Origin of the sequence: Micromonospora qiuiae, assembly GCF_016863555.1 — a bacterium.
In the GTDB taxonomy this organism is placed as follows: domain Bacteria; phylum Actinomycetota; class Actinomycetes; order Mycobacteriales; family Micromonosporaceae; genus Micromonospora; species Micromonospora qiuiae.
In genome coordinates this window covers 36,437-56,655 of the sequence record NZ_BOPC01000045.1, presented here as the reverse complement: position 1 = coordinate 56,655, position 20,219 = coordinate 36,437, and the positions used below count along the sequence as shown (strand labels likewise).

Below are 20,219 nucleotides of genomic sequence, written 5' to 3'. Positions count from 1 at the left end.
CGGGGCGGTGATCGCCCCGGGGCCCGGGCTGGGTCAGCCGACCAGGACTTCCTTGGCGGCGACGTTGCCGCCGGCGTCGGCGACGGCCTCGGCGACCTGGCCGTCCTTGGCGTTGAAGTCCGCCAGGGCGGCCTGCAGCTCCTCCTGGGCGGTGTTCAGCGCCGCTGCCGCGGAGGCGAACTGCTCGGCCGCGTCGCGCAGGTGCCCGACGGTGGACGCGGCCATCTCCAAGCCCTCGTACCGGTCGGCGGCCTCGGTCAGGACACCGGCGACCCCGCCGATGGTCTCGGCGTTCTCCCCGGCGGCCTCGGCGGCCTGGGTGAACGCCGCGCGGATCTCCTCCGGGCCCGTGGCTTCCAGGTTCACGGTCATCTCCTTCAGATCGGTGGTGCTGGACGTGGTGCCGGTCGCCGGGTCGGCGGCCGGGTGGTGCTGGTCATCCCCGGCGGCAGTGCCGGAGGTCTGGTCGGCCTGGCTGGGCGGCCCGGCCGGGGTCGTGGCATCCGGGTCGGTCGCGGCGGCCGGGGTGGAGCAGGCGTGGCGGACGGACGCCGCCTCGGCGGCCTCGAACGAGTCGAAGGACTCGTCGCGGGCCCCGCACCGGCCGCACCGCCAGCCGAACCGCGGCGGCCGGCACTTCGGGCAGCCGGAGCAGTAGAAGCACGTGTCGTGGACCACCGACGACATCGGCCCGCGCCCACGCCCCGCCGGCTTGTCCGCACCGGCGGCGGTCGGGGTCGGCAACTCGGCCGCCTGCTCGGCGGCCGGCTCCGGGGTGTCCGCCGTGTCCTGGGCGCCGCCGGGGATCACTCGGGGCGTCCACCGCCGCGGCGCCTCCCCGCCATCGCTGTCGGCGGACTCGGCGGATTCGGTGGAATCACGGCCGGCGCTGTCCTGGGTGGGCTCCTGCTCCCCGCTGTACTGGTCGGGGTGCTCTGTACGGGTGTGCTCCCGGCCGGCGGCCTTGGCGTTGGCCTCGATCCGGTACGGGCGGCTGGACCAACCACACAGGTCGCAGTCGGCGTACCAGCGGCCTTCGTGGTCGACGTCGACCACGACCCCGTCGACGGCCTGCGCGCCCCGCTTGCGGGCGACGGCGCGGCGGCGGCGGGCCCGAGCCCGCTCCGTGGCGTCCTCGATCAGGCCAGCGAGGTAGCCGTCAGCCGCCGCGACCGTGCTGCCCGACCGGACGGCGCCGGCCGCCCCCGCCGTGCCCGCCGCGCCGTCGCCAGCGGCGGCCTTCTGCGCGGCAGCCTGCAGGCGGGCGCGGGCCTGGCGGCGCGGAGACTGCTTGCCCCGCACCGCGTAGGCGGCGTCCTCCAGCAGCAGCACGGCGATCTTCGCCACCGCCAGGTACACCAGGATGTCGAAGAAGATCACTGGGCCACGCCCCGGATGGTCGCGCCGAGACCGCCGATGATCATCGGGAGCAGCAGGGCGCAGGTCAGCGCGACGTGGGCCAGGTGGGCCTTGCCGCCGCCCCCGCCGCTCTTGCCGAGGGCGCCCTTGCCGGCGGCCTTGGCGCCGCCGCCCTTGCCCCGGCGCAGGAACACGACCACCACGACCGCCAGGGCCAGGCCGATCGCGGTGGGGATGGCCACCGCCACGTCCTTGGTGTCCTGGCCGATCCAGTGGCCGATCGGCCCGGCGATCGTGTCGATGCCGGTGGCGAGCCACTTGTTGACCTGCGTGACGACGACGCCGGCGAGCAGTCCGCCCACCAGCAGGCCGGTCACGACCCGCAGGCGGGGGGTGAAGTGGAAGACGATCGACAGAGCGATGTAGACGATGCCGCAGAGCACGATCACAGCACCGGTCATGACTGCCTCCTTTCAGAGGGTCGCTACGAAGACCGCGGCCACCGCGGCGGCGGCCAGCGTTCGGAGGGGGTGTGCCAGGACCCACGAGGCCAGGTGCAGCAGCCCGCGGGGGATGAGGACCAGGACGGCCCAGCAGGCCATCGCGATCGCCTGGGCGTCCTGGCCCTCGCGGGCCCGGCCGGCCATCTCGACAAGGTCGGACAGCGGCTCCGGGGAGCCGGTCCACACCGCCGTGACGCTCTCCCAATCCCCCGGAATGTCACGGAGAGTAATTCCGATGCCGGAATTGGGGCCAGAAACGGCCGGCGCAGTATGCGCGGGTTTGTCCTGGTTGAATTCCGGTAGGGGAGTGGCCTCCAGGCCCTCTGACCTGGGTTGGACGAGGGAAACCACGTCGGCCGGACGCCGGAATGGAACTCGCGGCGCCGGTGACGGTACGTAGTTTTCCTCGGCGGGCTGGGCGCTCACGAGATCACCTCCTTCACGGGTGTGCGGTGCGGGTTCGAGGAGCGGGTCATCGGGTTGTTCCTCCGTGCCGAGGGGTGGGGCCACGGCACTCGACCCGACGTGGTCGGCGGATCGAGCACCGTGGGCTCATCTCCCGGGGCCTGCGGCGCGTCAGGCGACGCGGTTGCCGCTGGCCAGTTCGAGGACTTGGCCGGCGATTTCCGCCGGCACGGCGTTGAGGACCTTGCGGATCGTCCGCTCGGAAATTCCGGTGATCTCCTTCAGAGCGGCCTGCGTCGCGTGCGGGTTTTCCGCCTTGGCGATCAGGACGGTGGCCACCGTTTCCGGCTTGACCGTTTCCACATCGGGCAGGTCAGCCGGCAGCACCGCCGGAACCGAGGCCAGAGATTTCCGGGCGGCGGGCCGCACGATTTCCGGCTGCCGGCCCGAGCTGATTTCCGCCTTCTCCTGGGCGCGTGCGAGGGCCCGACGGGTGCGCTCCAGCTCGTTGACCACCGTGTCACGGGCGGCCTTGATCGCCTGGCTCTCCTGCTCGGCGTAAGCCCGCGCGGACGCCTGGCGCTCGGCGAAACGCTGCGCCTCGTCGAGCTGCGCCCGCAACGCCCGCACCGTCTCGTCCAGTTCGACGGCCCGATCCTGGGCGGCCTGCGCGGTGGAGCGGGCCTCCGCGAGAGCCTGCTGGTAGTCGCGTTCGGCCTGCTCAGCGGCGTCGGTGAGTACCCGGACCTGCTCGGTTGCGGCCTGCTCCGCCAGTACCCGGGCCGTCGCCGCCCGGTCTGCGGCGTCGCGGGCCTCGGCCAGCCGACCTTCGGCCAGCCGCGCGGCCTCGATCGCGTCGGTGGCCCGCTGCTCGGCGACACGGGCGGCCTCACGAGCCTCCGTAGCGGCCCGGGCGTGCTCGGCGATTTCCGCCTCCGTGACGGCCTCGATTTCCGCCCGCGCTTCCGCTGTCGACCGCGCCCGCGTTTCCGCCTCGGCCGCCCGGGTTTCCGCCTCGACCCGGGCGGCGGTTTCCGCCTCGGCCCGAGCCGTTTCCGTCCGCGCCGCTTCCTCGGCTTCCGCCTGCGCCGCTCGCGCGGCGGCGGTTTCCGCCCGCGCCACCCGGACCTCTTCCGCCCGACGGGCCGCCTCGGCGTCGGCCAGGCGCCGCCGCTCGGCCTCGATTTCCGCGTGCTTCCGACCGCCGTCAAGATCGCCGAGCACCAGCTTGGACAGGAAGAGGAAGGCGAGGGACGGCAGGCAGGCGAGGAACTTCGCCGACCACGACGCGTCCGCGCCGACCGCCGACAACTGCGCCGCCAGGGACAGCACCGCGCCAAACAGCAGGATCACCAGGGCGTAGGACCACAAGCTCTTGCCCTGCCGCAGCCGCTTACGCAACGACAGCGTCGCCACCAGCGGCACCAGCTCGGAGATGACCGCGTTGGCCCACCCGAACCACTCCGGGGTGTGCTCCGGCATCCAGTCCATCGTCCAGTCCTTCATGTGCGTGAAGGACGCCGCGAGCGCGGCCAGCATGATCGCGATAAGAACGACCAGCTTGACGGTGTCCTCGACCTTGTCCGCCCGGCTGTCCACCGGCACGTCCACGGGTCGAGTCGCCTCAGTGCTCACCGAACACCTCCCCACGGACCAGCCGCTGCGCCCGCACCCGGGCCAGCAACTCCTTCCCGAGCGGGTCAAGGCCGGCCTCGTCGACGTCGACCGCCAAGGGGTGCCGGCGGTCGTCGACCCACCGGGCCAGCCGGCCACCGCCGACCGCCACAGCGACCAGGCCGACCGCGACGGCCGGGGAATACACCAGAGCCTGCGGGACGTGGTCGGCGTACTCGGCGAACGCCCGGCCGGCAAACACCGCGACCGGTGCCCCCGCGGCCGCCGCACCGGCGGCGGCCAGCGCCACCCGCGACCGGGCAGCCGGCGAGACCGGCTGGCGCGCAGCCTGTCGGCGCTCCCGCTCCGCGTCGACCAGGTGGCGCAGCCCGTCAGCGAGCCGGCCGGGCAGGGCCGCGACCCTCACCGCGCGACGCTCCAGCTCGGCGTCCGTCACGTCCCGAAGGCCGGCCTTGTAACGGTCCAGCAGGGCAGTCATGTCCAGGACGTTCGGGGTCGTCATGCCGTCACCCCCAGCACCCGCACCAGGGCGGCCATCTCCCGCATCCGCACCATCGGCCGCGACTCGACCCCAGGCAGGGCGGCCAACACATCGTGCTCGACCATCCCGTCCCCGCCCCGGGCCTTGACCTCGTACGCGGCGGCATCCGCCGCCGCCAAAGCGCGAGCCGGGTCCTCCCCGGCGGTGACGTGAACCGCGCCGAGGCTGGCCCGCACCGGCACCGCGACGCCGTCGGCGACCTCGATCGGCTCGGCCAGGGCCGCGATAACGTCGGCGCCGAGGATCTGCGCCAGCGGCGCCGGCGACGGGCACGCCAGGACGATCTCGTCGCCGCCCATACGGGCGACCACCGCACCGTCGATGTCCTCCACCACCGCCGAGATCCGGGCGGCGACCTCGACCAGCAACCGGTCACCGGCGGCATGGCCGTAGGTGTCGTTGACCTGCTTGAACTTGTCCAGATCGACCAAGACCAGGTCGTAGGACTCGTCCGCCAGGCCGGCCAGGACCCGGTTCAGGCCCGCCCTGTTGGCCAGGCCGGTCAGCGGGTCAGTGATCGCCCGACGACGGGCCTCGACCAGCCGGCGGCGCAGCCCACGCACCCTACGCGCCGCCCACACGTTGCCCAGCAGCGACACCGCACCGGCGGCGGGGATCAGGATCTCGGTGATCACCGGGTCACCTCCGACCCGGTCGCGGCCACCCACGCCTGCACGACCTCACGCGGGATCCGGCCCCGGTCCTTCACCTCGTAGCCGTTGGCCACGGCCCACTTGCGGATCGCGGCCCGCTGCTCGGCGCCCTGCCGGTCCCGCGACGGCGATGCCGCGGAATCGCGGGTCCGCAGCTTCTGCCGCACCTCGGCGAGCTGCCGCGCAAGGGCGGCCTCGGCCTCGGCGAGCTTGCGGCGCTGCTCTTCCGCAGCCTCCCGCTCCCGGCGCTGCGCCTCCTCTGCCTCCACCCGACCGGTCAAGTCCTCGACCAGCCCGCGGATCTTCTTGACGAGCTGCCGGGTCCGCGCCGACTCGCTCGCGGCAGCCACACTCAGCAGCTCCTCCACCGACCGGACGGCCTCAGTCGGCTGCGACACGGTCGCGGCGAGCGGCGCACCGGGGCCGGTGACGATCCGGATACCCATCGGCACCCGCTGCATAGGGGCCGTCTTTCCCTGGGCGGCCCGCACCAGGGCAGGTCGGTCAGCGCCGCTAGCCGGCGGCATCGTCGTGGTACTCATGCCGGCATCACCACCGTCGCCGGCAACAACCCACGCAGCGCCCTCAACGCCTTGTGCTGCACCGCCTTGATCGCCGCCGGGGTCTTGCCCAGCGCCTGGGCGGTCTCCTCGATCGACAGCTCCCGCAGGTACCGCAGCGTGATGCACTGCCGCTGCACCGGGCTGAGCTTCGCGATCCCCGCGACCAGCGCCTCGCGGGTCAGCCGGTCCACCGCAGCCGCCTCCGGACCAGCCACGTCACCGGTCGAGACCAGCTCATGGACCTCGGCTACCGGGCACTCACGCCGCTGATGCGACTGCAGGTGATTGATGGTCAGGTTCCGGGCGATCGTGGTGATCCAGCCGGCGAAGTCGCCGCCCGGCCGGCGGAACGCGGCGAGGTTACGCAGGGCCCGCAGGAACGTCTCCGAGGTCAGGTCCTCAGCCACCTGCCGGTCCAGCACCCGCCGGTAGATGAAGCGGAAGACCTGGTCGACGTAGCAGTCGTAAACCTCGCCAAACGCCTCCGCATCACCCGCCTGAGCCCGCGCCACCAGCACAGACACGTCGTTGGCCGTCGATCCAGGTCGGGCCTGGTCCGAATGTATCCGGGCAGCACGTACCCTCATTACTGGCATCTGTTGCTCCTTGTGAGTGGGATCGGATGCCGGAGGGCCTCGCCGCTGCAATCGGTCGGGGCCCTCACGTTCTACTCTGTGGGGTAGAACGTGCGCCAACCATAGAACGCGTACTAGAACGCGGTCAACACCAAACGCCAAGTTTCGCGGCGAAAAGGCAAGGAGGGGCGGCCCCGAATGGGCCGCCCCTCCTTGTCGATCACGTCAAGGCAGCGAAAGCTACCCCGCGACCTCGTACTCGTACGACTGCCAGCGCCCCTGGGTCGACACGTACTCGCCGAACTCGATCACGTTGCCGGCTTGGTCTCGGAACCAGTTGCGTCCGACAAGCACAGGACTCCCCTCGGCGATTCCCAGCGACTGCGCCACGTCGGCGGCGGCAAGCCCAGCCGTGAACTGATCACGACCTCGACGCACCATCCGACCAGTCTGCTGCTCGATGTAGCGAGGAGTACCGGACCTGATGCGCTCAACCAGAAGGAGATCCGGGGCGGTCTCAGCAAGATCCCCGGTGAACCAGCTTGTCGACATCGACACCGGAGTGTCACCTCGATACGTGATGCGGCGTCGCCGGATCACCTCGGCATCAGGATCAACCCCGAGGGCTTCAGCCACGTGAGCCGGCGCAGGAACCACCTCTGCCGACACGATCCGCGCCTGCTCCCCATCCGGGTAGATGCGCCCCCACCGGCGTCCCGCCATGACTCGATCCTGGGGAGACTGGCCCATCTCCCGAACGCTAACAACGGTCCCGCCCGCGCCGCCCGAGACAGCCTTCACGAGCCCTTCCGCACGCAGCGTGGACAGCGCCTTGGCTGCGGTGGCGTGAGCTACCCCCCATTGATCAACGATCTGACGGGTTGATGGCAAGCGGTCTCCGTCCTTGAGCTCGCCTCTCTTGATCATCTCCCTGTAGTGCTGGGTGATTTGCAGGTACGGAGGCAGCGATCGCTGCACCTCTGGTGACACGCTCACCTTCCTCGATCTCACGTTCGCACTCGTGCTCACGTTCTATAACATTGAACTCTAGTCGGCGTCCAGGCACGAGGACACTCCTCACATGTGGCACGCCACCATGTGCACGTCGGGGAGCTGCTGGTCGACATCGCCGACGAGGGCGCGTACGTGGGCCTGCCCACGGTGGCGTTGCTGGACGCCTACGCCCAGACCACCGACCGGCCCGCCCGTGGCCGGCTCGGGGTGCTGGCCACCCTGCCCGGCGTGGAGGTGCTCCCCCTCGACGCTGCCGGCGCTGCCGGCGCGGCCACCACCGTGCGCCTGGTCAAAGGCGACCTGGCCCGCGCACACGCGGTGTGGGCAGCCCTTACCCATGACGCCTACTACCTGACCAGCGAGCCGCACCTGACCCCCGCGATCATCGCCCCCGACCTGGTGCATTACATCCCGGTCGACGATGCTTGACGACTCGGCGCTTGAGGACCAACGTTCGGGAAAGTCACGCTAAGCCGAGGTTGAGCGCTAAGCACGGTCCCGAAAACGTCCCACAACCTCGCTGGCGACACGCCGGTTTGGAGACGAGTTTCGGGACTCAGCGACCTGCGGAAACAGAGGCGGTGCATGACCCGCGACGACTCGTCCCGGAAACCCTCGTTTCCGGGACGGGTCAACCCGAACCAAGATCACCCTTAGCGTGACTTTCCCGAACGTTGGTCCTCACGGGCCGACTCGGGCGGCGAGCGCGACGAACACGACCAGGGAGGCGATGACTGGGTACTCACGCACGACGCGGTTCTCCTTCTGCGCGCCCGGCCGTGGTCGCCATCGCGCAGTCGACGATCCGCGCCGGCCGCGTGGGGTGACGATCAGGTTGGCCGGGCCGGCGAGAGCTACCGGCCAGCGCCCGCGTACATCCCGGCCACGATCGCGGCGACTCGGGGTGCGACGTCGGCCGGGTAGATCGCCGACGGGGGCAGAGCCTCATTTACCTCGGCCCACAACCGGGCCTCGCTGTACCCGACCGGGAGGCGCAGGAACCACCGGTACCCGGGCGGACGGGCCGGGGCCCCGCAGGCTTGCAGGTATTCGTTGATGGTGGCATCAACACCGGCCTGCTCATCCAAGGTGCGCGGCCGCACCTCCCGGTCGTCGCCGGTCGGGCCGCTCGTCGTGATGACCGTGGAGTGCGACTCCACACGGTCAAGAACGCGGGCCATCCTGGCAGTACCGGCGGTCCAGCCGACCAGAGCGCCCCATGTGCTTTCGGGCAGCTCGAACCACTCGCGGTTGTCGGTTGTAGCCGGCGGCGCAGGCATCAGCGGCACGTCGTTCCAGCCTCCAGCGCTGGTCTCCGCGTCGCTCATGGTTGCCTCCTGTTGTGAGGGCTGGGGCCCGCCGATCCCGACGCACCCCAACCCCATTGTGACTGCGTCGACTACCAGTACCAGGCGTTACGGGAATACGCAGTTGCGGTCGCCGGACGGGCAGTTGAAGGACTGCGAGCGAAGCTCGGCTGCGGTGTAGGCCGGGTACCCACTGGGGGTGAACGTGGTGTTGACGGTGGCGAAGTAGTCGTTGGCGTCGACGAGGCGGTTGCCGTAGACGATGCTGCTGTCCCAGCGTTTGGTGGATGGGCCGACGACTGCTCCGCCGACGGGGTGTTGACCGCAGTCGGCGTCCGGGCCGACCTGGTCCTCACGGCAGTTGACTCTGGTGTTGCTGAAAGACAGGGTGGGGCCGCTATCCCAGATCAGGCTGACGCGCCACTGGCCTTGGCGGCCGTTGAGGTTGGTACGGAGAATCACGTCGTAGGTACCGATGACTCCGCTGGTATTGCCGTAGGCGGCATTGCCCTTGGTCTCGGCGAGGTAGTCGCTGAGCGTCCGGCGGCAGACCGAACCGGTCTCACACCATGTGTCGTAATCGTCGGCGAGAGTGCCGAAGTCCTGGACCGCCGCAGCAGTGGGGGCGGGGGTGACGGGCGTGAACGTGCTGGTGAACTGCCCAGACGGGGTGAGGGCGGTGACGGTGAGGCCGTCGGCTGTGCATACCCACTGGGCTGCGTGCTGCTGGGTTGCGAGGGTGATGCACGGAGCGAGGGCTGCTAGGCGGCCGGAGGGCTTAGCGGCTGCTGTGGCCGGGGTCGGGACGGCGAGTCCGAATCCTGACAGAACCAGAGCTGCTACAACTGCCAGCTTTTTCCGCATTCCTGTCTATCCCTTCGGAGATGAATAACCTTATCCCGAAGGTGTCACATAGCAATAAGTAGCGCAAGAGTCGCTTTCCGTGATCACGTCTGCGCCCCGCTCAACTTCACGCTGGTTATGACCAGTCGGTTGGCAAGCTCCCGCTGTCGTCTGCCAATGCAGGATGAGGCACGATCTTGGCCTTGACCTGCAATACGAGACAGTTGGATTACTTGACCCTGCCAGTCTCAAGCGCCGGATCGTGGCGGCCAGGTGCTCACCGATCTGGTGCTGGCCTCAACTCTCGATGCCGGCGAGGGAGAACAGGTCGAGTTGCTCGCCGGGGTCGGTTGGCCGGCACGCTGCCCATACGGCGTCTCCGGCGCGACCGCAGGCGTCGAGAACATCGTTCCAGCCGACTCCCCGGAATCCGCCCGGGTGGTCGCGCCAGGCGATGACGGTCTGCTCGCAGTGGCGAATCAGGGCGTCGGTAACCCGGTCGCTGTCGAGGACGGCGCCCAGATCGGCCCAGGTCAGTCGCAGCGGTTGGCGGAGGGTACCGTCGGTGATCTCGATGCGTGCCCGGTCGAGCCGGAGCATCCTGCCGGCGGGCAGCGTCTGCCCCTCGTACTCCGGAGCGAGCCGTCGGGCGTCTCGGGTGCGCCAGTAGGTCAGCGGGTGGATGGCGTGACTGCGGGCGGTGGCCCCGACGGCCCAGGCCAGCAGCGGGCGGTGGGTGTCCAGGGTGGCGGTGGCGAGGATGGTGCGGGCCTCATGCCGGTGGCTGTTGGTCATGGTGGTCTCCCCGTCGTTGCTGGTCGGATGGCATCCCCGTGCCCGGGCCGATGGCTGCCCGGGCACGGGTGCGGTCAGCCGAGGTCCTGGTCGACGTCGACGATGTCGGGCAAGCGGGTCCAGCCGGTGGGGGTCCAGATCTGCCAGTGCTGACCGGGGCCGGCGGGGGAGTCTCGGTGCAGGGCGCGGGCTACCGCGCGGTGCCAGGCAGGGTCTGTGGTCAGCGGTGCGCTGGCGCTGGCGTAGATGGTCGGGTATGGGGCCCCGGTGGGCTGGCCGTCGCCGTCGAGGATGTGCTGCATGAGCCGGACCGGGGTGCGGGAGGCGGCCAGCCGCTCGGCGATGTCCGCCGCGGTGATGTGCTCGCGGACCAGCTCGGCCAGCACGTCGGCGACGGTGGCGGGCTCGCCGGTGAACAGCCGGCACTGCTGGGCGTACTCGTCGAGTTCCCTGCCCCCGAGGGAGTTCGTCCGGTAGGTGGCGCTGCGGTGCGGGTGGTGCGGGTGGGTGGTGATCCAGCCGACGAAGCGGTCACCGAGGTACAGCTGGTGCTGCTCCGCGCGGCCGGAGCCGAGCTGGGCGGGCCCGTCGACCCGGAGCTGGGTGTGCGGCACGGTCAGGCCGGTGTGCGGCAGGGTCACCGGACCGCTGGTCCCCGCGATCACGGTGGCGTTGATCCAGGCCACACGGACCGGGTTGACCTTCGTGCAGGTACGGCAGTCGATCGGCTCGGCGATGGCAGCGCCGGCCGCGGCGGTGTCGCCTCGGGTGCTGGCGCCGCACGAGCTGGAGACGTAGCGGGGCTCGCCGGCCGGGCCCTTGATGCTGCTCAGGTTGCCGAGGTGGACAGCGCGGCCTCGGCCGACGCGGACCGGCGCGAGCTGGGCGGGGCGCGTCTGGGTGGTGCTGGTCATGGTCTCGATCCCTTCGATGTGCTGAGTCGGGCTGTGGAAGCCGGGCCGGCCACGGTGGGCCGGCCCGGCTGGGTCTCAGCAGTCGTCGGGGGTGGGGGTGGGGGTGTTGTCGTCGTACTGGTCCGCCGCGCCGTACAGCGAGACCGTGATCTCGGCGAGCTGGGCGAAGAGGCCGTGCCGGTAGACCACCTGGCTGTGGATCGCCTGGGCCTGCGGCCCCCACTGGCCGACCAGGTAGTCGGCCAGCACCGCGCGGGACGCGTCGGCGAGCGCCTGCGCCTGGTCGCGGCCGGCCAGGTCGATGGCGGCGGCGAAGATGGCGCCGGCGAGGTCGTAGCCGATCCCGGCCGGGTGGTTGCGGACCCGCAGGTTGGCGGCCTGCAGGATGACCGCCGGACCGAACTCGCCGGTCTCGAACGGGCACAGCGGGTGGCACGGGTCGGAGAGGTGGGCGCCGCAGCCCACGCACTCGTCCTGGTCGTTGATCTCCCGGGCCGGGAACGTCGTATCCTGGGACATGGAACTCCCTTTCGCAGAGGGCTGTTCTTCCTGGCCCGGCCGGGTGTTGCTGCACCCGCCGGGCCGTTCCTTACTCCTCTATCGTACAGGAAAAGGTATAGAAAAAGCTGCTGGCGGGGGCTTTTTCTGTACCTTTTTGCCGTACGCTGAGGGGCATGAGCAGCGAATCGGAGATGCGCCGGCCCGAGGTGTCGGCGGGGATGGCGGCGGCTCGGGACCGGGGTGTGCGGTTGGGCCGTCCGCCGGCGCCGTTGCCGCCCTCGGCCGCCCGGGCGGCGCAGCTGCGGGGTGAGGGCCTGTCACTGGCCGCGATCGCCGCGGCGTTGAACGCGGAGCAGGTCCCGACCCCGTCGGGGAAGGGGCAGTGGGCCAAGACCAGCGTCAAGTACGTGCTCGACCGGTACGACGCGGCGCAGGGGTCGGCGTAGGTCCTGGGTCAGGGGTTGCGGGCTTGCCCGCGCGCGGTGCCGGGGGTGGGGTGGGATCTCCTCGTGTCGGCCGATCTCCGATCGACCGGGCCGGCTCTGGGGTGGCCAGGCTCGGCGAAGCCGACCGCGAAGCGGCTTGGCCTGGTCGCCCCAGAGCCGGTCTGGTAGCCCCCCTGGGCGGCCGGCGCGGGGAGGTCCCACCCCTGGGTGACCACTCACCCACCTGGCACCTGTGGTCCCCTCCCGGATCTCCGAGAGAGGCCCCGCCGGAGGCGTCGATATTGGAAAGCACGACCACGACGGCCGGGAGCCGGTCGGCGTCTCCTGGCCCGGCTTGTTGCCCTGGGTGTGATTCCGCAGCATCAACCCCTCGGGCGAGCGTCGGCGGTAGCGGCCCGGATCTATCTCGACGTAGCGTGCCGGGGCTGACTACCGTGGGCGGGGAGTCGATCACTACGGGGGCACGATGACCGACGAAGCTGCGCAGCCTGCACCGCGAACTGTGGACAGCACGATCGCGGGCTTGCAGGACCAGATCGACCAGCTCACGTCCACGCTGGAGCACCATCAACGGCTGTTCGAGCGGCTGCGCGCGCAGGGGCTGTTGCCTGCGGGTGAGCCCGACGACGAGCGGGCTTCATGACGATGCCTGACCGCAGCGACGACCAGGTGGCGGCTGAGGTCGCCGAGCGGGTCGACGCGGCCCGCGACCGAGCTGCGGCCTTGGCGCTGCGCGCGGCATCCCTGGATGCCCAGGTCACGCCCCGGCCTCCGACGCGGCCCCGGGTGACCACCGCCGAGCAGGACCGGCTACTGGCCGCGCAGGACCTCGCAGCCCGCTTCTACCGGGCGCAGCTCGACGGGCCGGGCGGCGCGGGGCCGCGTCGGTGGCTGACTGGGCAGGGCGTGCCGGTCGACGGCCGGTGGATGCTCGGGTACGCGCCAGGCCGCCCGATGGCGCTGGTCAACGAGCTGCGCCGGGCCGGCTTCACCGACACCGAGATCCTGGCCTCCGGGCTGGCCTCGACCGGCCGGGGCGGCCTGCTGGTCGACCGCTTCCAGGACCGGGTCGTGGTCGGCGTGCGCGATCCCCAGACGCACGCCGTGGTGAGCTTCGTCGGGTACGCCCCGCCCGGCGCCGATGAGTCGGTGCCGCCGGTGCTGCATGGCCCGGCCACCGCGATCCACCGGCCGGCCGACGCGCTGGTCGGGCTCGCCGAGCAGCCGGAGCGGACCGGCCGGCCGGTGGTGGTGGCCGCCACGGCGCTGGAGGCGATCGCGCGGTCCGCGACGGCCGGCGAGGATGCCCCGGTGGTGGTCGCACCGTGTGGGCCGACGCTGACACCCACACAGGTCGCGGTGCTCACCGAGCAGGCCGACGTGGCCGCAGGCGTGACCGTGGCCATCGGCGCCGGCGAGGCCGGCCGGCGCGCGGCCGAGCGCGCGTACCACCTGCTCGCCCCCGCCGTGCAGGCCCACCCCACGACGCCGGGAGCGCTGCGGGCGATCGGCCCCCGGCCGCAGGACCGTGCTCGGCCGCTGCTGGAGGCCGTGGTCACCGCCCGGGTCGAGTGGGCGGCCCGCACCTACCAGACGCCCGCGGGCCGCGCCGGCGTCGCCCGCTCGGCGCGGTCGCTGCTGCGCTACCAGGTCGGCGCGAGCGGGGTGGACATCGCCGCCCTGGAGGCGTACGTCGCCCGGCACCTGGACCCGGAGCCTGCCCCCGATGTGCAGCCGGCCACGCCCGTGGTCGACGTGCCGGCCCCCGCTCCGGCCGTTCTCGACGGCGCGGCCACGGCGCACGCGCCGCCGGTGGTCGACGCGGGCGAGGAGGCGACCGCCGACCCGCCCGCCGACGGTGACCAGGACGGCCCGGCCGACGCGGAGGAGACGGATGAACCACTACGGGGCGCAGGCCCAGAAGCACTGGCAGACGTACCTGCCCCAGCGGTACGCGACCATCGAGGACCCGAGCAGCTTCTTCTCGACTTTGGGGGAGCAGGCAGCGGAGCAGATCGAGCAGCGGACGCGGGAGCTGGCCGGTCCGGATCAGCCGGGCGAGGGGTACCTCGGCAAGCTCGGCCGGCTGAACGCGGCGAAGCAGATGGCGGAGGAGGAGATCCTCCCCGAGCTGCTCCTGATCGACCCGAACGCCGAGCAGCCAGCGGACGAGACGCCGACCGGGTCGACGACGCCGGTGGCCGGCCCGACGTGGACGCCGCTGGTGGAGGACCCGAACGACCCGTGGTGGCAGCGGGTCGCGGAGGAGGAGGAGGAGGAGGAGGACGACGAGGACGAGCCGCAGACCCCGACCCGGTAGCTGGCCCGGTCGAAGAGGCCAGCGACACCGCTCCGGACCATAGCGCCGGGGCGGACGCCGGCGCCGGTGATGCCGCGGAATCGTTCCGCCCCGGCGGGCAGCAGGACCTGGCGCCCGCCGGCGAGATGGCCAAGCTCCGCGCGAACCTGGCCGCCCTGCGGACCCTGCGCGAGGTGCAAGCCGCTGGCCGCCCGGCCACGAAGCAGGAACAGGCCGTGCTCGCGCGGTGGGCGAGCTGGGGCGCGGTGCCCGGGGTGTTCGAGTCCCGCACCAACCACCCCGACTACGCCCGGTTCGCCCAGCAGCGCGCCGAACTGCGGGAGCTGCTGTCGCCGCAGGAGTACGCCGCAGCGGAGCTGACCACCCTCAACGCCCACTACACCGACGCGGCGTACGTGCGCGCGATCTGGGACGCGGTGCGGGAGCTCGGCTTCGACGGCGGGGCGGTCCTCGAACCGGGCTGCGGGTCGGGCAACTTCATCGGCCTGGCCCCGCCGCAGGCCCGGATGGTCGGCGTGGAGCTGGACCCGGTGACGGCCGGGGTCGCCGCCGCTTTGTACCCGCACGCGGAGATCCGGACCGAGAGCTTCGCCGATACCCGGGCCCCGTTCGGCGCGTTCGACCTGGCCGTGGGCAACGTGCCGTACGCCGACGTGCGGCTGACCGACCGGCGGCACAACCCCGGCCGGCACAGCATTCACAACCACTTCATCATCAAGTCGCTGCACCTGACCCGGCCCGGCGGCCTGGTCGCGGTGCTCACCTCCCGCTACACCCTGGACTCGGCGAACCCCGCCGCCCGGCGGGAGATGGCGGGCCTGGCCGACCTGGTCGCCGCGGTGCGCCTGCCCTCCGGAGCGCACCAGGCCACCGCCGGCACCCAGGCCATCACCGACCTGCTGATCCTGCGCCGGCGCGAGCCGGACCGCGAGCCTGGGCCGATCGCCTGGGAGCAGACCCGGCCCCTGGACCTGGACACCGCCGCCGAGCAGGCCGACCAGGTCAACGAATACTTCGCCGACCGGCCGGAGCGGGTGCTCGGCGAGATGACGCTCGGGCGGGGCATGAACCGCGACGGCGAGCTGATCGTCCGTGCGAGCGACAACACCGGTGAGGCCCTGACCCGGGTGCTGCGCGACGTCGTCGACGAGGCCCGCCGGGAGGGCCTGACCGTGACGCCGCGCGTCGACGGCGACCGGCCGGCCGAACCGTTGGCGGTGCTCGCGCCCACCGACCGCGCCGAGGGCCACATCGAGGCTCAGGACGACGGGACCTTCACCACCGTCGCCGACGGCCAGGTGGTGCCGCACGAGGTGCCCGCCAGCCAGGCCGGCGAGCTGCGGGCACTGCTCAGGCTGCGCGACACCGTGACCGCGCTGCTGACGGCGGAAGCCGCCACCGTCGACGACGGCGACGAGCACGGCGGCCCGCCCGCGCCCGGGTCACCGGCAGCACTGCGTGCCGAGCTGAATGACCGGTACGACGCCTACGTGGCCGCACACGGGCCGCTCAACCGCTACACCCTGCGCCGCACCGGCCGGACCGACCCGGAGACGGGCGAGCCGAAGATGGCCCGGATCAACCCGCCGATGGGCCGCTTCCGGCAGACCGACCCGCACGCCGCCACCGTGTTCGCCCTGGAGCACTTCGACGACACCACCCAGACCGCGACGAAGGCCGACATCTTCGCCCGCCGGGTGATCCTGCCCCGGGCGCCGCAGCTCGGCGCGGACACCCCGGCCGACGCCCTGGCCATCTGCGTCGACACGCACGGCGACGTGCGGCTGCCCGAGGTCGCCCGGCTGCTCGGCGTCAGCGAGCCGGAGGCCCGCGCCGCGCTCGGCGACCTGGTCTACGACGACCCGGGCACGGGCCGGCTCGTGGAGGCCCCGGAGTACCTGTCGGGCAACGTGCGCGTGAAGTTGCGCGCCGCCCAGGCCGCCGTCGAGACGGACCCCCGCTTCGAGACCAACGTGCGCGCCCTGCAACGGGTGATCCCCCGCGACCTCGGGCCGGGGGAGATCGACGCGGCGTTCGGCGCTCCGTTCCTGCCCGCCCCCCTCATCCAGCAGTTCCTCCAGGAGACGCTGCGCGACCCGGGACTGCGGGTGGAGCACGTCGGCGGGTCCGACTGGCGGGTCCGCGGCTCCCGCGCCGGTGTCCTGGCCCGCTCGACCTGGGGCACGCCGGGAATGGCCGCGCCGGACCTCGCGCAGCGGCTGCTGACCAAGACCCCGATCCGGGTGTTCGTGGAGGTGGAGGAGGGCAAACGCGCCCTCGACGTGGAGGCCACCGCCGCCGCGCAGGCCAAGGCGATCGAGCTGGAGGAACGCTTCGGCGCGTGGGTGTGGGAGGACCCGGACCGCGCCGAGCAGGTCGCCACCACCTACAACGAGATGTTCAACGCCACCGTGCCGCGCAGCTACGTCGGGGTGACCCGGTCGCTGCCCGGCATCGCGGTCGGCTTCACGCCGCGCCCGCACCAGGTGGAGGCGGTCGCCCGCATCGTCGCCGAGCCGGCGGTCGGGCTGTTCCACGCCGTCGGGGCCGGCAAGACCGCGGTGATGGCCATCTCCGCGATGGAGCAGCGCCGCCTCGGCCTGGTCAACAAGCCGGCCATCGTGGTGCCCAACCACATGCTGGAGCAGTTCACCCGCGAGTTCCTGCAGATCTACCCCCGGGCCCGGCTACTGGCCGCCGGCCGCGACGACATGAGCACTGACCGGCGCCGCCGGTTCGTCGCCCGCTGCGCCACCGGCGACTGGGACGCGATCATCATGGCCGCCTCGTTCTTCGAGCGGCTCTCGCTGTCCCCGGACGAGCAGAGCCGCTTCCTCGACGAGGAACTGCAGGAGCTGCGCGACAAGATCGTCCGCGCCGGTGAGCAGGCCATCGCCAACGGAGAGGACGCCAAGCGCTCCAGCAGCGTCAAGCGCCTGCAGAAGGCGCTGCTGCGCAAGGAGGAGCGGGTCAAGGAGAAGCTCGACAAGGCCCGCGACCCGGGCGTCACCTTCGAGCAGACCGGCATCGACTACGTCTACCGCGACGAGCTGCACGAGCTGAAGAACGACACAATCACCAGCTCCATCCCCGACGCCGGCAACGACGGCTCCGACCGCGCGGTCGACTTCCGGATGAAGCTGTCCTACCTGCGCCGCCAGCGCGGCCAACGGGTGGTGTGCGGGGCCACCGCCACCCCGATCGCCAACTCCGTACGCGAGCTGTACGTGGTGACCCGCCAGCTCCGCCCCGACCTCCTACAGGCCACCGGCACCACCGACTTCGACACCTGGGCGGCCACCTTCGCCAAGGTCGTCACCGCCATCGAGGTGTCCCCCACCGGGCAGGGCTTCCAGATGCGCGCCCGGCTGGCCAAGTACGCCAACGTGCCCGAGCTGTCGCTGATGATGCGTACCTACGGCGACGTCCGCACCCCCGAGGACCTGGCCCTGCCCACCCCGCAGTTGACCCAGCGGGAGGACGGCGAACGCGCCCCGCACATCGTCACCCTCGACCCGTCACCGGAGCTGGAGGAGTTCATCTCCGGCCTGGACGAGCGCGTCGAGCGGATCCGCAACCGGCAGGTTGAGCCCCAGCAGGACAACATGCTCAAGGTAAGCGGCGAGGCCCGCGCCGCCTCGCTGGACCTGCGACTCATCGGCGAGCAGCAGACCGCCCCCGGCAAGATCGACGCCGCGGCGGAGCGGATCGCCGCGATCTGGCGCGACACCCGCGACACCGTCTACCTGGTCAACCCCGACGCAGCCGACCCCGTCCCGCACCCCACCCCCGGTGCGCTGCAAATCGTCTTCTGCGACCAGTCCACCCCGAACCCCGAGCGCTGGAACGCCTACGACGCCCTGGCCGAACTGCTCGTCGAGCGCGGGATGCCCCGCGAGAAGATCCGCTACATCCACGAGGCCGACACCGACGCCAAGAAGGCCAGCCTGTTCAACGCCTGCCGCTCCGGCGACGTCGCCGTGCTCATCGGCTCCACCGCCAAGATGGGCGTCGGCACCAACGTGCAGGCCCGCGCGGTCGCCCTCCACCACCTCGACTGCCCATGGCGCCCGGCCGACGTCACCCAGCGCGAGGGACGCATCCTGCGCCAGGGCAACCAGAACCCCGAGGTCAGCATCTACCGCTACGTCGTCGCCGGCAGCTTCGACGCCTTCTCCTGGCAGACCATGGCCCGCAAGGGCACCTTCATCGACCAGATCATGCGCGGCACCTCCGCCCGCGAGATCGAGGACGTCAGCGACGAGACCCTACAAGCGCACCAGATCAAGGCCATCGCCACCGGCAACCCGCTGCTGATGGACCGCGAGCAGGTCGCCCAGGACCTCACCCGCCTCGAACGCGCCGACCGGACCCACCACAACACCCAGGCGGCGCTACGCCGGCAGGTCGGCGAGCTGAAGGCGTGGATCACCAAGGACACCCGCCGCGTCGAGGTGCTCGACGACGTCATCGCCCGCCGCCAGGACACCCGCGGCGAGAAGTTCGCCATGACCGTCGCCGGGCACCGCTTCACCAAACGCGCCGAGGCCGGCCGAGCCCTGCAACACGCCCTGACCGCCACCGCGCAGGGCGTCGCCTCCACCGACCGGCGCGAAGCCGCCGGCGTCGCCCAGCTCGGCGGCTTCGGCGTCGACGCCGTGTTCTGGTCCGGCCGCGACGGCATGCTCGTCGCCCTGCGATTCGACGGAATCCCCGACTCCTCCACCACCATCGGGCTCACCTCCGCCGTGGAGGGCGACCCCACCGGCCTCGTCCGCCGCCTGGAGAACCAGCTCACCGACCTGGACACCACCCGGACCACCGTGCAGGCCCGCATCGCCGGCCAGCACGAAGAGATCACCCGCGCCACCGAGCAGCTCGACCAGCCGTTCCCCCGCCGCGACGAGCTGCTCGACACCCGCCGCCGGCTCCGCGCGATCAACGCCGTCATCGACCTGATGGCCGACACCACCCCACCAACGTCGGGCGCCCCGCCCGCCGTACCCGTCACGGTCGGCGACTGGATGCCGACGGACCTGCGCGAGAGCCTGACCCCCGACGAACAGACGTGGCTGGACCGGCGCGTGCAGCACGTCGCCGGCGGCGGCGCCGTCCAGGACGCGGCCCGCACCACCGACCTGGCCACCTTCACCGCCCCGTTCGACAAGGCGCTCACCCACGCCCTCGCCGACCCCGGCAACACGGAGATGGCCGTCGCGGTGATGCTCAAGTGCGACGACCCGGCCTGGCGGCAGGCCCTCTACAGCGCCGCCGGGCAGGCCGTGCACCAGGCAGTGCGTAACGCGCCCCCTCCGGCGTCACCGTCAGTAGCGCCGGCCGTGACGCCCACGGCCACGGCCGGGCCGCACCAACCAGTAGACCCACTGACGCCGGCCGCGATCGTCGCGGCCACCACCCCCGAGGACCGGGCGCTGCTGGACGCCTGCAGCAAGCAGGCATTCCGCGCCGACGACGTCCAAGCGGCCATCCACGCCCACGACCAGGTCGCGTTCGCCACCGCGTACGGCACCGCGATGACGACAGCAATCAGCGATGTCGACGACCCGGCGGCCGTCGTACGCCTCGCCGAGCTTCACGGTGACGAGGCGTTCCGCGCCGGCCTGACCAACTTGGTCTGGGACAACCTCGCGCCGCTCCTTCGATCCGAGCGCCAAGCCGTGCCCGCCTCGGCGGTCGACTCAGCCTCGGTCGCCGCCAAGGCGTTCCTCCCCGTTCCTCGCGCGGGGTCGGTGAGCGGCTCGGCCGCCGCGCCCGTCTCACCCGCCTCGACCAGCACCTACCGCGCAGCCGACCACGACCACGCCCGCTGAGCCGCCACGGACGC

The 20,219-nt window shown here is 71.9% G+C and carries 18 protein-coding genes; 4 read left to right on the top strand and 14 right to left on the bottom strand.

The window, feature by feature from the left end:
* Nucleotides 1-33: 33 nt before the first annotated feature.
* From Vqi01_RS17295 to Vqi01_RS17255, 9 genes are all read right to left on the bottom strand, one after another.
* A complete protein-coding gene (locus Vqi01_RS17295) occupies nucleotides 34-1,380 on the bottom strand; it encodes a hypothetical protein (RefSeq protein ID WP_204035832.1) in 1,347 nt (448 codons plus the stop codon).
* Complete coding sequence (locus tag Vqi01_RS17290; RefSeq protein ID WP_204035831.1) at nucleotides 1,377-1,820, bottom strand: hypothetical protein; 444 nt, start codon at nucleotides 1,818-1,820, stop codon at nucleotides 1,377-1,379. The genes Vqi01_RS17295 and Vqi01_RS17290 overlap by 4 nt, the downstream gene beginning before the upstream one ends.
* 12 nt (nucleotides 1,821-1,832) lie before the next feature.
* Nucleotides 1,833-2,048: a hypothetical protein gene (locus Vqi01_RS17285; protein ID WP_204035830.1), complete on the bottom strand. Its 216-nt coding sequence runs from the start codon at nucleotides 2,046-2,048 to the stop codon at nucleotides 1,833-1,835.
* Between the two features lie 390 nt (nucleotides 2,049-2,438).
* Nucleotides 2,439-3,902, bottom strand: coding sequence for a coiled-coil domain-containing protein (locus Vqi01_RS17280; RefSeq protein ID WP_239098457.1), 1,464 nt, complete (start codon nucleotides 3,900-3,902; stop codon nucleotides 2,439-2,441).
* Nucleotides 3,892-4,404, bottom strand: coding sequence for a hypothetical protein (locus Vqi01_RS17275; RefSeq protein WP_204035829.1), 513 nt, complete (start codon nucleotides 4,402-4,404; stop codon nucleotides 3,892-3,894). Before Vqi01_RS17275 ends, Vqi01_RS17280 begins: the two co-directional genes overlap by 11 nt.
* The gene (locus Vqi01_RS17270; RefSeq protein ID WP_204035828.1) at nucleotides 4,401-5,078 is read right to left on the bottom strand and encodes a GGDEF domain-containing protein; all 678 of its coding nucleotides are present in this window, start codon (nucleotides 5,076-5,078) and stop codon (nucleotides 4,401-4,403) included. Before Vqi01_RS17270 ends, Vqi01_RS17275 begins: the two co-directional genes overlap by 4 nt.
* The gene (locus Vqi01_RS17265) at nucleotides 5,075-5,638 is read right to left on the bottom strand and encodes an Lsr2 family DNA-binding protein (protein ID WP_204035827.1); all 564 of its coding nucleotides are present in this window, start codon (nucleotides 5,636-5,638) and stop codon (nucleotides 5,075-5,077) included. The genes Vqi01_RS17270 and Vqi01_RS17265 overlap by 4 nt, the downstream gene beginning before the upstream one ends.
* Entirely contained in the window at nucleotides 5,635-6,183 is a 549-nt protein-coding gene (locus tag Vqi01_RS17260) for an RNA polymerase sigma factor (protein ID WP_204035826.1), read from the bottom strand. The genes Vqi01_RS17265 and Vqi01_RS17260 overlap by 4 nt, the downstream gene beginning before the upstream one ends.
* A gap of 291 nt (nucleotides 6,184-6,474) precedes the next feature.
* Nucleotides 6,475-7,224, bottom strand: a complete 750-nt coding sequence (locus tag Vqi01_RS17255; RefSeq protein WP_204035825.1) for a GntR family transcriptional regulator — start codon at nucleotides 7,222-7,224, stop codon at nucleotides 6,475-6,477.
* Nucleotides 7,225-7,317: 93 nt separating this feature from the next.
* Here Vqi01_RS17255 and Vqi01_RS17250 point away from each other — a divergent pair, with 93 nt between their 5' ends.
* The gene (locus Vqi01_RS17250; RefSeq protein ID WP_204035824.1) at nucleotides 7,318-7,677 is read left to right on the top strand and encodes a hypothetical protein; all 360 of its coding nucleotides are present in this window, start codon (nucleotides 7,318-7,320) and stop codon (nucleotides 7,675-7,677) included.
* A gap of 425 nt (nucleotides 7,678-8,102) precedes the next feature.
* Here the strand turns inward: Vqi01_RS17250 and Vqi01_RS17245 are convergent, their stop codons facing one another.
* The 5 genes from Vqi01_RS17245 to Vqi01_RS17225 all read right to left on the bottom strand — a co-directional run bounded on the left by Vqi01_RS17245 (nucleotide 8,103) and on the right by Vqi01_RS17225 (nucleotide 11,626).
* Nucleotides 8,103-8,576 carry a DUF5956 family protein gene (locus tag Vqi01_RS17245; RefSeq protein WP_204035823.1) on the bottom strand — a complete coding sequence of 158 codons (474 nt, stop codon included), beginning with the start codon at nucleotides 8,574-8,576 and terminating at the stop codon, nucleotides 8,103-8,105.
* A gap of 87 nt (nucleotides 8,577-8,663) precedes the next feature.
* A complete protein-coding gene (locus Vqi01_RS17240; RefSeq protein WP_204035822.1) occupies nucleotides 8,664-9,419 on the bottom strand; it encodes a hypothetical protein in 756 nt (251 codons plus the stop codon).
* Between the two features lie 276 nt (nucleotides 9,420-9,695).
* Nucleotides 9,696-10,193, bottom strand: coding sequence for a hypothetical protein (locus tag Vqi01_RS17235; RefSeq protein WP_204035821.1), 498 nt, complete (start codon nucleotides 10,191-10,193; stop codon nucleotides 9,696-9,698).
* A gap of 74 nt (nucleotides 10,194-10,267) precedes the next feature.
* Nucleotides 10,268-11,107, bottom strand: a complete 840-nt coding sequence (locus tag Vqi01_RS30800) for a hypothetical protein (protein ID WP_239098456.1) — start codon at nucleotides 11,105-11,107, stop codon at nucleotides 10,268-10,270.
* Between the two features lie 75 nt (nucleotides 11,108-11,182).
* A complete protein-coding gene (locus tag Vqi01_RS17225) occupies nucleotides 11,183-11,626 on the bottom strand; it encodes a hypothetical protein (protein WP_204035820.1) in 444 nt (147 codons plus the stop codon).
* A 155-nt stretch (nucleotides 11,627-11,781) separates the two neighbouring features.
* On the opposite strand from Vqi01_RS17225, the gene Vqi01_RS17220 reads away from it, so the two are divergent.
* The 3 genes from Vqi01_RS17220 (at nucleotide 11,782) to Vqi01_RS17210 (ending at nucleotide 20,205) form a co-directional block, all read left to right on the top strand.
* A complete protein-coding gene (locus Vqi01_RS17220; RefSeq protein ID WP_204035819.1) occupies nucleotides 11,782-12,054 on the top strand; it encodes a recombinase family protein in 273 nt (90 codons plus the stop codon).
* A gap of 466 nt (nucleotides 12,055-12,520) precedes the next feature.
* The gene (locus Vqi01_RS17215) at nucleotides 12,521-12,697 is read left to right on the top strand and encodes a hypothetical protein (protein ID WP_204035818.1); all 177 of its coding nucleotides are present in this window, start codon (nucleotides 12,521-12,523) and stop codon (nucleotides 12,695-12,697) included.
* Nucleotides 12,694-20,205, top strand: coding sequence for a helicase-like domain-containing protein (locus Vqi01_RS17210; protein ID WP_204035817.1), 7,512 nt, complete (start codon nucleotides 12,694-12,696; stop codon nucleotides 20,203-20,205). The genes Vqi01_RS17215 and Vqi01_RS17210 overlap by 4 nt, the downstream gene beginning before the upstream one ends.
* Nucleotides 20,206-20,219 lie beyond the last annotated feature (14 nt).